Here is a 17294-nt window from a genome sequence, read left to right as displayed (position 1 = left end):
TTTAAATAATCCATTCAGGGTCCACACCGATGAAAGGGTAAGGTCTGCCAGCCTCTTCATCAAAACCTGATGACCATACGTGGTAACCTGATTTTTGAAACGCGAGCGCAACATCTTTCATTTCGTCTGCCGTGCGCGGACCATATCTTCCAGAAAAGCCATTAACAATAATTGTACTTTCGGCAACAAAGATCAACTCCCCTGCGCAATAAGCACTGCCGCCGCCTGTTAGATTTGTATGCTTAATGACACCAGTTTCAAGTCCTCGACCAAAAGGGCAAGATTCATCCGCATGCACAACATTTTCATCCCGGACCGCCCAAAGCTTCAGGCCTACTGTCATCGTATCGTCTATCCTCGGTACGCTTGGTTGAGATGACAAGGCTGCAGCAGCTCCATCTTTCCAAATACACAAACCATCGGCCTCAGACATCTGGGTAACTTCGCCCGAGTTTTTCACCAAGCCATCTCGCGGCGGCCTTGGTGGATTGTACTTGGTACGAAATTCAGAAAATGCGGCATCTGTGAGTGTCATATCGCCCCCAATAATGTTCACTCGATATGCTAAAAATAATTCTCTGTCTACAATTTGGTTGATTGTATCATTCACTATAATGAAGTTACTCACGAAAGATTATCCGCTACCCTTCGAGACCAAAGCATAGGGGATTTTGCTTCACAGTTAGTTATGGCTTAGGCGTAAACCTTTACACTTCAATCGAACCGACCCTAACCAACATGAGTGACGATGGATAGGTCAGCATGCTCGACGCGACTAAGGATTTTTCTGGGGGAGAGGTTTATCATTGCACCTCACGCCGTCGCTAAGCAAAGTCGAAAGACTTACTTTCAGAACGAAGTTAGTCAGCCGCCGGAAAATCCAGCTAGACTCCTGCTCATGATTGTTCCATTTATTGCTGATAATTGGGTGGGTTAAATCATGGATCAGCAGCGTTCGGAATCGGCTAATTTGGCCGAAAATTCCGCTTTTTCAGGTAGTTTATCGGTCGAAGACAAGATCGAACGAGCTCGAACAGAGCTTTTAGATCTTTCAGCTCGAAATCGCTTGTTGAACGTGCCGCGTTTTTCGAAGAGCGCGAAGACTGTCGATATCATCGATGAAAAAGCGGCTGAAGTATTTCGTATTCTCGTGACCGAAGGGAAGGCAATGACCTTCCTTGCAGGCGCGAAAGGACGCGAGAAGACCGGAGAAGATGCTGATGGCGAGGAGCTTATAGAGCTTGCACTGCCGGATGATGACGAGCGCGATGAACAAGGCAAGCTGGTCCGGCACGGTGATACCAAGCTACAGACCAAGATGACGCCGAATGCTTTGCAGAAACGTCTGCTGGACCTCTATTTCGACGCGCGCACACTCGAAGAAGAGCAAGGCGTCAATATTCTATTTCTTGGTCTCGGAACGCTGAAATGGATCGACCCTAACAATAAAGAGAATATACGATATGCTCCTTTGATATTGGTGCCGGTCATATTGGAACGCGGAACCGCCGGTGAACGCTTTAAGCTCCGGGCACGGCAAGAAGATTTCTCATCCAATCTGTCCTTGGAAGCCCTACTTGATCGTGTCCATTCGATCAAAATGCCCGAGTTCGAGGCAACAGACGATTTTTCATTTGAAGATTACGCGCAGAGAATTGCCTCTTGTATCGCGGTTAAGCCGGATTGGTCAGTACAGCCTGACGACATCGTTCTTGGCTTCTTTTCATTCGCCAAATTTCTGATGTATCGGGATCTCGATCCTTCTCTTTGGCCCGTGCACGCCAAGTTTACAGATACGCCTCTTATTAGATCTCTTGTCTCGGATGGGTTTGAACGCGATGACGACCTGATTTCTGACGAGGCTAATATTGATTCCGTCATCCAGCCATCTGAGATGACGCATATCGTCGATGCAGATAGTTCTCAGTCTGCAGCCATTCATGAGGCTAAACGAGGCAAGAACCTTGTGATTCAGGGGCCTCCCGGAACAGGGAAATCGCAGACAATTGCTAATATAATAGCTTCGGCAGTTGCTGATGGAAAAACCGTACTGTTCGTAGCTGAAAAGATGGCGGCGCTGGAGGTGGTGAAACGCCGCCTGGACGCCGCTGGTGTCGGCGAAGCCTGCCTTGAGTTGCACAGCAATAAAGCGAACAAGAAAGCCGTTCTGCACGATCTTCAAAAAACTTGGGATCTAGGTTCGCCACGAGGAAATTTCGATGGCGCGATAGATAATGTCCTGCTCGATCTTCGTGACAGGCTCAACGATCATCCCAAGAGGCTACACCGCCTGTATGAACCATATCGACTTTCAGCATATACGGTCATCGGCCATCTGTCTCGGCTTCGTAGGGAGGGAATGGCACCGTCAGATATCGAGCTTCATAATGCGGTGGATTGGACACCTGGTCATCGTGACGAAGTGTCAAAGTTGCTTATGGAGCTCGCCGAACGCATTCGCGACATTGGACTGCCTTCTCGACACCCTTGGCGTGGTGTCGGGATAACGGGTATCTCACCTCTCGATCTTGAACGACTGGCCGTACGTATCCTGAACTCAAGCACAGCATTCGCGGAACTGCTCGAAAGGATGCAAAAAACGACGACGGCGCTTCAGCGTGCGGATGTCGTCGATCTTGAAGACTATCAGATCTGCAAGGAGCTTGCAGAACGGCTCGCTAGCTGTCCCGATACCATTTCGAATGACGCGCTTTCAAATGATGTATGGGCGCGTTCGATCAATGACATCGCTTCCTTAGTTCAAGATGGAAAGAAGTTAGCGAATGTTGCTGAAAGAATTAATGAAATCTTAAGATCGGAAGCTTGGGGATCTGAACCTGCAGGACTCGTTTCGCAGTTCTCGCGAGTACCTGCAAATTTCTCCGATGCAGCTTTTACGACCGTTGAACAATTAAGAACCCTTCTACCGCGATTGCTGACAGCGGTGCGATCATTGCAAGCATTGCTCGGGGTAGACGATATAGGCTCACTGGCTTCGATTGAGCGGATGGTCGTAATCGGCCAACGCGTGGCAAATGCCCCAGACGCAAGTCCGGACGCGTTTGTTGCAGCTATTTGGGAACGAGGGCTCGATCAGGCCGGTGATCTTGCTGAAGCCGTAGCCACACTACAAAACGCGCGATCAGAACTTACAGGAAAGGTTACCGATCACGCCTGGGAAGTGGATCTCATTGCGGCGAGAACCGCTTTGGCGGTTCACGGAAAGAGAATGCTCAAATTCCTGAGCGGGGATTGGCGTTCTGCCCGATCATTGCTCAAAACGGTATTGGTTGGTGAGCCTTCCGTCGACGAAACGTTGCGTATTCTCGACTTGCTTCAAAAGGGCAAACAGGCCAGATCGACTATACGAGACGGAGATGCTCTTGGCCGTTCCGCCTTTGGAGCGGACTGGCGAGGTGAGAAGACAGACCCGAAGCCGCTTGAAGATCTGGTGCTTTGGATGCGTAGCCTGCGCGGTGTCAGCACTGAGGCGCGGCAGATCGCAAGCCGTCTCTCGAACAAAGCCGCAGTTGGTACTAGCGCAGAACAAGTACAAGGCATCTTGGAAGAAGCCCGCAGACTGACTCATGCTCTGTGGCTAGAACTGTCTGATAAAACGCAGATTCTTTTCCCTGGCGCTACCGGAGCAGAAGACGCACATTTATCGCAAGTCCTTAGATTGGTGGATGAGCTCGGCCAAGCTGAGCAGGAAGCCAAGACGCTCCTTAAGCGCGATCTGGCAACAGCAGGCGAACGTTCGAAAATTTTCCAAGTGTTAGGCCTCGCCCTTGATCTAAAAGCAAAGGTAGACGGTCAGGGAACGCTTTTAGCTTCAGCATTTGGTCAACGTTGGGAAGGCATTGGATCCGATTGGGATGCACTCTCTCTTCTGGTCGATTGGGTTCAGCAAAATGCAGACATACGTCCTTTAGCTGCGACAATAGCTGATCGGGGAGACCTGGCCAGAAAAACGGGAGCGACGCTTGACGATGCCGGTACCTGGGTCGGCGAATTCTCAGCGATCCTTGATTACCTACAGACCGATCCGGAAACACTTTTTGGAGCCAACAGGGTTGAGGAAGTTCCCTGCTCCGAATTGCAGGAGCGGTTGCAAGTTTGGTTGACCTCACGGGAACAGCTGTCCAAATGGACCGCCTACCGTAATCGCGCCAATGCCGCAAATGATGCAGGCGCAGAACAAATTGTTGAACGTCTGGAAGACGGTCGTGTCACTCCAGACGGCGTAATGTCATATTTTGAGATGGCATTTTACGAAGCCATCCTACGTGATCAACATAGACACGATCCGGAGTTAGCTCGTTTCGACGGCGAAGTTCACGGAAGGCTTGTAAATGAATTCGCGCGTCTTGACATGGACAGGATGGGACTGTCGCGACTGGAAGTCGTTCGTTCACACCATAAACGTATTCCGGGCAAGAGCGGTGTTGGCCCCGTAGGTGTCCTCAGATCTGAAATGGCGCGTCGCCGTGGTCATATGCCAATTCGTCAGCTGATGACGAGGGCGGCTCCAGCAATTCAAGCGCTGAAGCCGGTCTTTATGATGAGCCCGCTGTCCATTGCACAGTTTCTGCCACCTGCACAACTCACCTTCGATTTGCTTGTAATGGACGAAGCCAGTCAGATCCAACCTGTTGACGCCATTGGCGCTGTTGCCAGAGCGCGGCAGGTTGTTGTTGTAGGCGACGAAAGACAGTTGCCGCCAACGCGCTTCTTCTCGAAGATGACTTCAAGCGGCTCGGAGGACGACGACGAACTTGAAGGCGCACAGGTTTCCGATATCGAGAGCATTCTAGGCCTGTTTTCTGCGCGTGGTCTGCCCGAGAAAATGTTGAGATGGCATTATCGTAGCCGTCACCAGTCACTCATTGCAGTTTCAAACAGCGAGTTTTACGAAAACAAGCTGTTTATCGTTCCCAGTCCGTATACGCACGAAGCTGGAATGGGGCTCCGATTCCATCAAGTTCCAGGCGGCACCTTTGAAGAAGGCGTAAACAAAACCGAAGCCAAGGCCGTGGCCAAAGCTATCATCAAACATGCTCTTGAGAACCCTAACCTGTCATTGGGTGTTGCTGCTTTTTCGATCAAGCAACGTAGGGAAATACAGGACCAGCTTGAAATTCTGCGTCGGCTTAACCCTGAAACCGAAGCCTTCTTTCATTCGCATCCAACAGAACCGTTCTTCATCAAGAACCTCGAAAACGTTCAGGGTGACGAACGTGATGTCATCTTCATTTCAGTGGCCTACGCCCGCAATGCCCAAGGGTACATGGGGATGAGGTTCGGCCCACTTGGAGCAGAGGGTGGTGAACGACGTTTGAATGTTTTGATTAGTCGCGCCAAGCAACGCTGTGAAGTCTACGCGTCCATAACCGATGAGGACATCGATTTGGAGCGCGCCCGAGGCAAAGGCGTAGCTGCATTCAAGCTCTTCCTTCATTTTGCAAGAACCGGACGGCTTTCGCTTTCAAAGCGTACTGAACGCGAGATGGACAGCGTTTTTGAAGAACAGGTCGCTGCGGCATTGACCGAGCGTGGCTATCAGGTGCATCCGCAAGTGGGGATTGCGGGGTTCTTTATTGATCTTGCGGTCGCCGATGATGCCGTTCCTGGGCGGTATTTGCTCGGTATTGAATGCGACGGTGCGGCATATCATGACTCTCGCTCAGCTCGCGACCGTGATCGTTTGCGACAAGCTGTTCTCGAAGCGCATGGCTGGAATATTCATCGCATATGGAGCACCGATTGGTTTCAACGCCCAAATGCGGAACTCGAAAAGCTGATTGCCGCGATAGAACGCGCGAAGGCCAATACCCTTGAACTCGAAGGTGACACAGAGAAGAAGCGCAAAGCAGTCAATGTGGAGATCATCACTATTGATCGTGAGGACGTGACTGAAATCGGGATACTGCCGAAGGATGTGATCGAAAACGCAACTCCTCTTTATAAAGAAGCGTCAATCAAGCCAGCGATCCATGTTGAACTTCATGAAACGCCTCTTGGCATTCTGGTTGAACACATTAAGGAAATTGTGGAGGTCGAAGGCCCCCTTCATCAGGATGAACTCGTCACTCGGCTTAGAAGCGCGTGGGGATTACAAAGAGCAGGCCAGCGCATCAACAGCCACGTAACCGTGGCAATCTTGGCGGCGGCCCGAAACAAGCACATCAACATTGAAGGCCAATTCCTGCTATGGCCAAATGGAGAAATAAAGCTCCGTGATCGAAGTGAAGTCGCCTCGCTCAGTTTGCGTCGTCTCGATATGCTACCTCCAATGGAGATCGATCAGGGACTTCGACAATTGGTCGAGGCGAGCTTCGGTGCAACGCCAGATGAAGCGATCAATGCGATTTCCAGAGCGCTTGGGTTCAAATCAACAAGTGGTCAATTGAGGGAGCAGATCCAAGCGAGAATTGGCTATTTGAAAAAAGCCAATATACTTGAGGAACGAGATGGGCTTCTCACACTCAAGACAGCTTAAAACCGAAGAAACTCCGCGCCTGCTTCTGCCCCGATTTCGGCAGAAGCAGGCGCTCTTAACGTCGCATCAATTATTTGGTTTCTGGATCGCTTAAAGGGCTACGCTTGGCAATGTTTTAGGGCATCAGTTCTAAAATGTTTAAATATCTAAGCGCCGACCGGGTTCAGAGACCTGTTTTTACATGGGGGCAAAATGCAAAAATATTTAGCTTTAGTCGCGATCCTGATTGCGGCTCTGTCGATTTCCAATTTCGCGGATGCACGCAACACACCCTGCTCTGGGAAGAAGGGCGGCGTTGCGCGTTGTACCGCCGATGGCAAGTTTCTCTGTCAGGACGGCTCAATCAGTAAATCTAAGCGACTGTGCACTAGAAAGTAGCAGTCGTATGGTTCGAATGATAATGGCCGCGCTTCTCTGTGTAAGCGCTATAGCAGCTCATGCCGCTGATATCACTGGAAGAGCCTCCGTGATCGACGGTGACACAATCGAAATACAGGGCGCACGCATTCGACTGAGCGGGATCGATGCCCCAGAAAGCACGCAGACCTGTAAGAATATGGAAGGCAAGTTATATCGTTGCGGCCAGAACGCGGCCCTAAAACTGGATGCATTCATTCAGAATGCACAGCCGGTCACTTGCTTCCCAGCGGATCGAGATCGGTACGGTCGAACCGTTGCGTCATGCCAAACAAGCCAAGGCCAAGACATCGCAGCATGGTTGGTGGAGAACGGTCTGGCATTGGATTGGCCAGTTTATTCCAAGGGAGCATACGAACACGTGCAAGACATTGCTATGCGAGCCTCTTCAGGCCTTTGGCAAGGCGATTTCATTGTGCCATGGGAATGGCGAAAACTGCCGAAGGCACAGCGTCGATGAGCCAGGGAAACTCAATGAAATCGAGCAGGCTCACTTACGCTATCGGCGACGTTCACGGGCGCGCAGATTTACTGGAAAAGATGCTGGATCAAATTCAGACTGATGCTGATCAGCGAGCGGCCGAGTATCGCATTGTCTTTTTAGGAGACATCATTGATCGCGGTCCTGATAGCAGGAAGGCAATGGATCTCGTCTCCAAGAGACTTGATGCCTGCCCAGACAGCCGCCTGATATTGGGTAATCATGAGGAATACTTTTTACGAGTATTGGATTGCAGTGAGGACAGTCAGGAAACGGCGCACAGCTGGATAAAACACGGTGGTTACCAAACATTGGATTCTTATGGTCTGGCAGATTGCTCGAATATCCAGCATCTGGCCGAGGAATTTAGCAGACGCTTTGCTCAGCATTTGGAAATGATGCGAAAAGCTGAGTCTATTATCATAGACGGTAATTACGCGTTCGTTCACGCAGGCATTAAACCAGGTGTCCCATTGGCCGAGCAAGATGAAGTTATCTCACGCTGGATAAGGGGTGATTTCCTCAATTATACGGATGCGCATGAAAAGATCATCGTTCACGGCCACACAATTACTGCATCACGTAGGCCCGAAATTTATTCAAACAGAATAGCACTGGATACTGGAGCCTATGCTACCGGGGTGTTGAGTGCAGCCGTGATAACTTCCGAAAACAGTCCGGACTGCACTGACTTTGTACTGGTATCCTAGCTATTTATCCTCACCCGAACCACTGAACTACCTCGTTTTGATATTGTTGTAGCTCAAATGATATTGAGTGATCCACTGCTTAACCAAGAGAATCTCATTGACGATCAATCCCCTTATTGTAATTTGGAAAATGCAAACTAGTCGCGCAGGGGGATTTTATGAGTAAACTTATGCTTGGGATAATCTTGGTTGTTTTCTCGGCCGGAACGGCCTTGGCACATAGCGGCGGAACAGACGCCAACGGTTGCCACACGAACCATAAAACGGGCGGCTATCACTGCCACTAATCAGCAATATGAACGACGCATTTATCTTGCTTACGGGATTTTTGCGTCGTTCGAAAACAACTATTCGTATTGCTTCTCGATCAAACATGATCGCTCGGCAAAGTAATTTGATGCTATTCACCGTCTAAACAACATCCAGATGAACTAGTTTACGTTTTCACTTCACCTAAAGGGTTATGCGCCTACTACCGCTCCGATCTCGACGTCGTTGCCAGCCAATCCTATTCTAGCGCCTCAGATATCAGGCGCTCGGTGCAAGGGAATGGAGTTTCGATTCTTCAATTATTTTATGAAAGGCGCAATTTTCACCGCGCTTGCAATAGCTATTGCTTTAATTCAGCCATCATATGCGTCTTCATTGAACGTCGATTTTACGTCCACTGTTGAAAGTACAGTATCCAAAACCGAGAAAACTGAACAACACTGCCATTCAGATTGCATCAAGTTTCCTTCCGGCGAGCATTCTCCCTACCTCTCACATGAGGTTCCCTCTCAAGCGAGATTGAATAGCTTCAGGTCTATACCTGTCAGCCATGCAGTTAATGCCGCTGAACCAACCGTCTCGTTGTCGAACACTATTTTTAAGCTTAAGCGTCCACCACGCGCCTAGATTGCTGTCAGTTTGAACCCTTTCAAAAGACACTTTCAAAGGCAATCTAATGTATGGATCATCCGTATTGATCGTGCAGTTCGCATTATCGCGCGCCGCACAAGCTCCTACCGATACTAGCTTATCAGACGACACGCCTCACGAGCAGGATTCAGAACGGAATTCGCTAGTTGAGCGGTACGCTATGGGAGAGCAACGATGAAAATCGCACTCCTTGGCCAGTTCGGGTCTGGCAACTCCGGCAACGACGGTTCTCTGGAAGCAATGATCAAGCTTCTGCAGTCCCGAATCCCCGATGTAGAATTGCATTCAATATGCGCCAATCCGCGCACCATTACAGATCGCTATCATATAGCGGCGAGTTGGCACGGACGGCTGGTTCTGCGAAATCCTCTGCTTCGCAAACTGAGCAAATTACTCGGGGACGTTCCGCGTAATGTACTGAGCATTTACATTATGATCAGAACCTTGAAGCAAGTACGCTGGCTCATAATCCCAGGGACAGGAATCCTTGATGATTATCAGGATTCTGCTTTTGGTTGGCCATTTGTGGTGTTTCGATGGTGTCTCATCGCGCGGTTGCTCCGCGTTAAGATCGCATTCGTAAGCATCGGTGCTGGCCCACTACATCATCCTTTCGGTCGATGGGTTGCCAGATCAGCGTTGAAATGGGCTTCCTATCGAAGCTATCGTGATGAATTTACAAAGAATTTTCTCGGATCAATCGGGGTTGAGGTAAAGGGCGATTTTGTCTTTCCCGACATCGCATTTAACTTGCCGCCTCCACCGATGCATCAGATCAACAGCAAAGCGCATAAGACGGTAGGCGTAGGCGTGATGAACTATCGAGGCTGGTCAAAAGCCGATCCAGACGCAGAGCTGATCTATAGAACTTATCAAGAAAAGCTGTCCCAGTTCATCATTTATTTGATTAATCGGGGATTTCGAGTGCGTCTTCTGACTGGTGATATCGGCGATCAGGTAGCCGTCTCAGAAATGACCCAGAAAGTCCGTGGTTCGATGAGTAAGGATGACACCGCTAAAGGCGCGGTCTTTTACGAAGAGACAACTGATCTGCATGAACTGATGCAGCAGATTGACAAAACCGACATGGTTGTCGCGTCGCGTTACCATAACATTGTTTGCGCTTTGAAAATGGGAAAGCCCCTTATCTCAATAGGCTACAATGACAAGAACGATTTTCTGATGGCCGAATTCAGCCAGATTCCATTCTGCCAGCGTATCGAGTCACTCGATTTGGATCGGCTGCAGGAACAATTCGATAGGCTGCTTCAAAACTATGATTCTATTAAATCGGATATCAAAGCTGCCAACGTGAACTTTAGCGTTCGGAGCAATGAACAAAATTGCATTCTCCTGGAGAAAATTCAGGCATTCACACCGATAACTTCAGGAACAGAAGTAGCCGCTACAACACTTTGATCAATTATGGAACTGGTTTCGTCGGGCTGGCTCAATGCCAACTCTACGGCTCCCATTTATAAGTTGAGGCAATAAAAAATTAATCAAAATTTTACCATTAGATCGTGATAATCCGTCGTTATGATTAACCTGTCGATGAATCTGCGCCGTTTTCTGGTTGCTGCAATATCTGTCGTGGTATTGCTTGCGACGTTGGCCGTTCATCAAGCATCATCGGCAACACCAGACCATCCACAAACTGTGGCTACACACGTTCATGACAAGGACGGGAATGACGCCGCAAACGGATCGCACTCCGCTCAACAGGTTCATCACGACCATCATAACGAAATTGTCGCTGAATGCATGGTTTGCGTGCCTAATTCGAACGAAGCCCTCTTCATTCTGGACCAGTTCGAGTTCGTAAAAGCTCATTCTTTCGGATTCGACCGCCCTCCACGAGCCATCTGAGACCGGGCACCAAGTACACGCCAAATTGCGCTTTCCTTGGTGCATGAGCCGTTTCTTCTGAACGAAGAGACGACACGGACACTCATGTGGACTCCTGAAAATGTTTAAAGAAGCTGCAGACGCGCGGAGTGCGATTGAGCACACGTTCCGCCATGATACCTACATAACTAAACCCGCTTGCTGGAAATCCCTGAAAAAGGGGATTAATCGGGATTTGCAGGCAAAGCGATTACGTCCCAACGTGCCTGTCCCCTCGCGTCGGGCACTGATCCCGTATCTCGCGATGATGTACAGAGAGACCGGTTCAATCACGGATTCACTCACATCTCTTCTTTACGATGGATCCTGGACGTCCAGCGGTGGCTCATTCAAGCTGGCTAAGCTGCTGAACATTGATATTCCTGCCGAAATATCGAGTCGTTTATCCGAACAATCAGAGTGCAGATTCCTTGAGATCGGCGGCGGTTGGGCAGGCTTTGCAGACGCCGGTACAAATAGTTCTTCTAATCAGAGTATCGCAGGCATTGCGAAAACACTGGAGCACGAGCTCGGCAAACGGCTCTTCCTTGACTTTACCAATCTTACCCAATGGCACGACAACTTGCCAAAAGGCGTCCGAGAACACCCATTTTTTACTGCTGCCTCTATCGGCGCTCTTACCCAGAGAGAAGTTCCTGCTGGTACTGTTGATATCATATTCTCGCAGGCAGCAGCCTACTTCGAAACGAACCCCGTGCGTTTCATTCGTGCTTCGGCATATTTGCTAAGACCGGGCGGTCTTCTGATCTTCAATCATCAGGAACGGTTCTCAGACGACATAAAACGCGCAACAGAAACCTTTGAACTCGTTCAAACCAGCAGTTTACAGCTTGGCGGAATGAACGGGGTAGTCGTCGCACTTCAAAAGACACCTTGTGCAATTGAAGGTGGGTGGACATCCGCTCACCTCACCATGCGCGAAGCGCCTTTGCTCGAAGGAGTGCTCTGATGATCAAAGCGACAAAACAAATAACGCGACATGTTCTGGTGTCGGCCTTGATGGCGATGAGCATCGGTTCGTCTGCTCAGACGGCCCTGGCCATGTCAGGTGGCTCTGGGCCTTTCCTAGATACGCTTTTCCAAGAATCTGCAAAGAATGGCGTATCTCAAAAGGTGTTTGAAGAAGCATTTCGCGAATTCAAACTTGATCCGACCATTCGACGGCTACGAAATACCCAACCTGAATTCGTCTCACCGATTGGCGACTATATTTCCAAGCGCGTGACCGAAAATCGTATCGAGACAGGGCAGTTAAAACTGCGCCAATTCAAAACCACTCTTAGCGATATTCAAAGGCGGTATGGCGTACCACCTGAAATCATACTCTCCATCTGGGGTAACGAGACCAACTACGGAAGTTTTGTCGGTGGAAGAAACGTCATCCACTCAATCGCATCTCTCATTCATGAGGGATACCGCGAAAAATTCTTTCGGAAAGAATTGATTGCGGCTCTTCTAATTACCCAAAACGGCCATATCAGATCGAGGGAAATGCAGGGATCCTGGGCGGGCGCGATGGGACAAACCCAGTTCATGCCTACCAGTTTTAAAGCCTATGCTGTCGATTACGACGGAGACGGCCGCAAGGATATATGGACTTCGTACGAAGATGCTTTTGCATCGACCGCAAATTATCTCCAGCGAAGTGGATGGCAAAAGGGTCAGCCCTGGGGCTGGGAGGTGCGCTTGCCCTCCCGCCTCGACGTGGCCAAGGCCCTGAAGTTAAATCAAGCTGCTCTCATCGAATGGGAGAAGCTTGGTATCCGCAGGGCGGATGGTCAGCCATTTCATTCTAACACAAGAACAGCCAGACTTTTCCTGCCTGCAGGATTAAACGGCCCCGCCTTCCTTGTTTTAAAAAACTTCGACGTTATCAAGCGTTATAACAACTCGGATAGTTACGCACTGGCAGTAGCGTATCTGGGTGATCGAATACGAGGGTCTGCCGAACTTCGCCGAACCTGGCCAGTGGATGCCATCCCAATTTCAAGAAGTGAAACAAGAGAGCTTCAAACCAGACTCGGCCGCCTGGGATATCGCGTTGGCGATCAAGATGGCCGGGTTGGGCCTCTAACCCGTATTTCAGTCCTGCAGTTCCAGAAAAGAAACGGCCTGATCCCAGATGCTTTTCCCGGCAGAGAAGTACTGGAGCAAGTAAGACAACGAAGCCTTCCAACCACAGGAGGCAATTAGGATGAAACGACGTACCTTTCTTGTCGGGTTTGGAACCCTTTTTTATTACGGGTCAGCGGGAACATCGACGTCAGCAGCGGCTACACTTTCACAAAGAGTATCAGAACTCTCTGCTGAGATTCAAATTCGGCGTGAAAATGGAAGAACCGTAACAATTGACTGGATTGCGCAAATCGCGGGCTCAGATCTGAGCGAAACCCACAAAAGGATCGTTGCTTTTGAACTGGTCCGCAACGTTCCGTACAAGTTAACTGCGTGGAATGGCAATCCTGATGCGCTTTTTGACCTTGGACGTGGTGATTGTCGGCATAAGTCGAAAGCCCTCATCAGACTATTGCGAGCCTGGAAGTTGGAGGCGAGACCAGTTCAGGTGCCGTTCGATTGGGCCGATCTTCCAATCCCTGAAACAGTATTACAGCCGCTAAGCGAGACACGAGGAATTCATGACAGCGTCGACGTCAAAATCAACGGGAAATGGACCTTGGTTGATGCCACATGGGACCCTGCACTTGGAGCTGTGGGATTTCCCGTCAACCCCGCATGGAACGGTCTTTCCGAAACATTGCCAATTACGCCAAAAGCAACGACGATCATCCGCTCCGGAGATTTGAAGGCGGGCGAAAACCCATATTCGCGGTTTAAAATCAACTGGCCAAAGCGCAGTGAAATTCTCGCATTCAATCGTCTGTTCAATCGCTGGAGTGACGACGTCAGAAGCAATGCATCCACTGAGGGACGTCGACCATGACGGCCCTTCGAATTGTAACCCGAGGAAGATCGTTTTCTCACAAGTCGAGAATGCTCGTGATCATTGCTATATTTGTAGCAATTTACGGAGTGATCGGCGCTCGTCTTTTTTATTACGGCACACTAGAACTGCCAATTGTAACCTATGCCCAGGTTCCTCCTTCTGTCGCACGTCCAAATATTGTGGATCGAAATGGGCAAATACTCGCGATGGATATTCCTAGCGTATCAATCTTCGCAGAACCTCGACGCATCGTTGATGTTGACGAAGCTGTCGAAAAGCTAACAGCGGTCTTCCCGGAATTGGACAGTGAGGATCTGCACAGACGTTTAAGTTCCGACAGTGGTTTTGCATGGATTAAGAGAACAGCCACAGTAGCAGAAAAAGAACGCCTGTGGGCTCAAGGTATTCCTGCAATCGGATACAGGGATGAAACAAAGCGCCTATACCCGAATGGTCTTCTGGCGGCACACGTGTTGGGTGCGGTGAACATCGACAATGTCGGGATCGCGGGCATCGAGAGGTGGATCGATAACCAGGGATTGGGTGATCTGAGAGCAGCTGGAATAGCCCCCAGCAATGCAGCGCTTTCACCTATTCGTCTGTCTTTGGACATCCGGATTCAACACGCATTAACGCTGGAACTAAACACCGCAATGACCAAGTTTCAAGCTATGGCCGCTGCTGGATTGGTTCTTGATGTGACAAATGGCGAAATATTGGCATTAACGTCGCTTCCTGATTTCGATCCGAATTCGCCAGCTGATGCTTTAAAACCGGATCGCATCAACAGAATTAACGTTGGCACTTACGAAATGGGGTCGACGTTCAAAGCGATGACGACCGCGATGGCCTTGGATAGTGGTATGTTTAATATTAATTCTGTACTTGATGCCAGCCAACCCCTGCGTTTTGGAAGAATGTCCATCAGGGATTACAGGGGCCAAAACAGGCCGCTGAATATTCCGGAAGCCTTCATCCACTCGTCAAATATCGCTATGGGCAGAATGGCGATGACAATCGGACCTGATCGACACCAACAGTTTTTGCGTAAACTGGGGCAATTCGACAGGCTGACGACCGAACTTCCGGAAAGTGCCAGACCAATCCTGCCTGCAAGGTGGGCAGAATTAACTACAGCTACCGCGTCTTTCGGGCATGGCATCGCGGTGACGCCTCTGCAAGCCAGCATGGGGATAGCATCATTAATAAATGGTGGAAGTCTGATCAAACCGACTTTTTTGAAAGGGGCGACTGTCGATGATCGTGTAATTCAACAGAATGTTGTTTCTGATGAAACGGGAGAAGCTATAAGATTCCTGTTACGACTGAATGCAGAAATTGGATCTGCCAAAAAAGCGGACGTTGAAGGTTACTATATTGGCGGTAAAACCGGGACTTCTGAAAAGGTTGTTGAAGGTCGATATTCGAGTGACCGCGTATTAACGGCATTTATGGGTGTCGTTCCAATGACGAAGCCAAGATATCTGTTCCTGACGATACTGGACGAACCTAAACCGTTGCCAGAAACATTTGGCTTTCGAACATCTGGCTGGAATGCCGTGCCGGTCACAGGCGATATCTTCAGGCGTACGTTATCAATGCTGAACGTAAGTCCGTCCTTCGTTCCTCCAGACACCCCCTTTCCGCGCATCCTGGCGCAGGGAGCGTGGGGATCCGAACGTTTCGCTCCACAGACCGAAGTTTTGACATCTGGCTATGCCAACTGAGGTTTAAAATGTAATCAGACGCCGTAGGCTACGGCGTCTGATTAAGTACCTTACATTACTTGCTTGATGTCTGAATACTGGCCACTGGTTCTCAACGTAATGGTCACATCGTTGTCGGTTCGGTTGCGCCAGAACCAGCCGTGATTGCCTGTGAATGCTGCTTCGAGAACGCCCGAGTCGTCGCCGACGCCTCTTCCTTTCTCGTAGGAAATCTTGTTTCCACTGCCATCCCCGTGAGCATCGAAATTTACAACAGCGCCATTCGCCGTCCAGGCGAAATCTACTTTTGCTCCCTCCTTCATGACCAGTTTGACTTCAATCCCTTTTCCAGGCGAGAGTGTGAATGACACTTCATCGGTTCGGCCAGAAGGTGCGGCAGTTACTGCCGCCGTGGTCTCGGTTGTGTCAACATTGCCGAACCTCTCGACAGACGGTGCCGGATCAGCAGTTGTTTGCGGTGCCGGTTCCAACTGGACGGGATCATTGGGGGCTTCTGCGGCGGGTGTTCCTCCCATCGAAACGATCATCATTTCGATACGATCCAGACGCTGGGATATGGCTTTCATTTCACCATTCGCCGACGCTTGGCCTTTCACACCAGACTGTGCAGCTGCGTCGTCTGCAGCTTCCTTTGCCAGCTGGGTCTTGATTTCACCCATTTCCGTCAGACCGAGTACCCGACCGACTCCGAGTGGATCAATGGCATATTCGGAAGGCAGAACGACTGTAACAAGAATAGCAATTGCGCTCAGTCCCGCCAGGAATGTGGAGCGCTTCAATTGGGCCGAGGTTGGCAGATCAACCCTGTTTGGAAGATCAGTATTATACATTGAAAACTCCTCAGGCAGCTACGAATAGTCCGGTCAGCTGATATCCGATCAGCACAAACCCGGCGCACATCATCATTACATTTGCGGTATAGGCGTATTTCCAGAAGCTGCGCGTCCCGCGCCAATATCCCATCACGATGAGGATCATGCTGAGAGCCAGCAATTGTCCGATTTCCACCCCGACATTGAAGGCGAGCAAATTCGGAACGAGGCCATCAGGAGAGATATTGTACTCGATAATCTTGGTTGAGAGACCGAAGCCGTGGAAGAAGCCGAAGATCAGTGTTGCAACCTTGGTATTCGGCTGAAAGCCGAGCCAACGCTGAAATGCGCCCATATTATCGAGCGCCTTATACACCACGGATAGGCCGATGATGGCGTCGATAATGTAACTGTTAATCCCGATATTGAAGTACACACCGAGCAACATGGTCGTCGAGTGACCAATCGCAAAAAGGCTTACGTAAATACCGATATGCTTTAGACGGTACAGAAAGAAAATAACGCCAAACAGAAACAGGATATGATCGTATCCCGTTACCATGTGTTTTGCACCGAGATAGATAAACGGCAGGATGTTGACGCCGCTTATTTCCTGAATATAGCCCTTATCGCCTTCCGCGACAGCGTGTGCGAAAGAACTGCCTACGCCTGCGCAAAGCAACAGTGTTGTTAAAAATGGCAAAAGCCATGGTCTTTGCCACAGCATGGCAAAGGGTCCATTTCGGATTTCCGAATGGTACATTGTGAACTCCAGAGTCCAATTATCGTGAAAATGCCGCCTTCGCGGTCCTTCGAGCGATTTAAATGGATCTGGGCGGACGTTCCAAAATTGGGCGATTGTCTATGACGCCGCG

At 49.8% G+C, this 17294-nt stretch carries 13 protein-coding genes; 10 read left to right on the top strand and 3 right to left on the bottom strand.

The window, feature by feature from the left end:
• Window position 1 precedes the first annotated feature (1 nt).
• Window positions 2-628, bottom strand: coding sequence for a hypothetical protein (locus tag OHI65_RS06315; protein WP_140018862.1), 627 nt, complete (start codon window positions 626-628; stop codon window positions 2-4).
• A 312-nt stretch (window positions 629-940) separates the two neighbouring features.
• Here OHI65_RS06315 and OHI65_RS06310 point away from each other — a divergent pair, with 312 nt between their 5' ends.
• The 10 genes from OHI65_RS06310 (at window position 941) to OHI65_RS06270 (ending at window position 15607) form a co-directional block, all read left to right on the top strand.
• Window positions 941-6499 (top strand): DUF3320 domain-containing protein, encoded by a 5559-nt coding sequence (locus tag OHI65_RS06310; RefSeq protein WP_123218492.1) that lies wholly within the window; start codon window positions 941-943, stop codon window positions 6497-6499.
• Between the two features lie 256 nt (window positions 6500-6755).
• Window positions 6756-7376 carry a thermonuclease family protein gene (locus OHI65_RS22955; protein ID WP_319636858.1) on the top strand — a complete coding sequence of 207 codons (621 nt, stop codon included), beginning with the start codon at window positions 6756-6758 and terminating at the stop codon, window positions 7374-7376.
• Window positions 7337-8107 (top strand): metallophosphoesterase family protein, encoded by a 771-nt coding sequence (locus tag OHI65_RS06300; protein WP_123218495.1) that lies wholly within the window; start codon window positions 7337-7339, stop codon window positions 8105-8107. Before OHI65_RS22955 ends, OHI65_RS06300 begins: the two co-directional genes overlap by 40 nt.
• A gap of 158 nt (window positions 8108-8265) precedes the next feature.
• Entirely contained in the window at window positions 8266-8394 is a 129-nt protein-coding gene (locus OHI65_RS23015; protein WP_123218496.1) for a YHYH domain-containing protein, read from the top strand.
• Window positions 8395-9202: 808 nt separating this feature from the next.
• Window positions 9203-10447 (top strand): polysaccharide pyruvyl transferase family protein, encoded by a 1245-nt coding sequence (locus OHI65_RS06295; protein ID WP_123218497.1) that lies wholly within the window; start codon window positions 9203-9205, stop codon window positions 10445-10447.
• A 120-nt stretch (window positions 10448-10567) separates the two neighbouring features.
• Window positions 10568-10897 (top strand): hypothetical protein, encoded by a 330-nt coding sequence (locus tag OHI65_RS06290; RefSeq protein ID WP_140018861.1) that lies wholly within the window; start codon window positions 10568-10570, stop codon window positions 10895-10897.
• Window positions 10898-10997: 100 nt separating this feature from the next.
• On the top strand, window positions 10998-11885 hold the full coding sequence (locus tag OHI65_RS06285) for a hypothetical protein (protein WP_123218499.1): 888 nt from the start codon (window positions 10998-11000) through the stop codon (window positions 11883-11885).
• The gene (locus OHI65_RS06280) at window positions 11885-13129 is read left to right on the top strand and encodes a lytic murein transglycosylase (protein ID WP_123218500.1); all 1245 of its coding nucleotides are present in this window, start codon (window positions 11885-11887) and stop codon (window positions 13127-13129) included. The genes OHI65_RS06285 and OHI65_RS06280 overlap by 1 nt, the downstream gene beginning before the upstream one ends.
• A 1-nt stretch (window position 13130) precedes the next feature.
• Window positions 13131-13877: a transglutaminase domain-containing protein gene (locus OHI65_RS06275; protein ID WP_123218501.1), complete on the top strand. Its 747-nt coding sequence runs from the start codon at window positions 13131-13133 to the stop codon at window positions 13875-13877.
• Between the two features lie 50 nt (window positions 13878-13927).
• Complete coding sequence (locus tag OHI65_RS06270; protein WP_235894801.1) at window positions 13928-15607, top strand: peptidoglycan D,D-transpeptidase FtsI family protein; 1680 nt, start codon at window positions 13928-13930, stop codon at window positions 15605-15607.
• Between the two features lie 50 nt (window positions 15608-15657).
• On the opposite strand, the gene OHI65_RS06265 is transcribed toward OHI65_RS06270, so the two are convergent.
• Together OHI65_RS06265 and OHI65_RS06260 are read right to left on the bottom strand one after the other, a co-directional pair.
• Window positions 15658-16437: a hypothetical protein gene (locus OHI65_RS06265; RefSeq protein ID WP_123218503.1), complete on the bottom strand. Its 780-nt coding sequence runs from the start codon at window positions 16435-16437 to the stop codon at window positions 15658-15660.
• Window positions 16438-16447: 10 nt separating this feature from the next.
• Complete coding sequence (locus OHI65_RS06260; RefSeq protein ID WP_123218504.1) at window positions 16448-17182, bottom strand: HupE/UreJ family protein; 735 nt, start codon at window positions 17180-17182, stop codon at window positions 16448-16450.
• Window positions 17183-17294: the final 112 nt, after the last annotated feature.

The organism is Brucella sp. MAB-22 (assembly GCF_025908475.1).
Taxonomy (GTDB): Bacteria; Pseudomonadota; Alphaproteobacteria; order Rhizobiales; family Rhizobiaceae; genus Brucella; species Brucella anthropi.
This window is presented reverse-complemented; position numbering and strand designations above follow the sequence as displayed.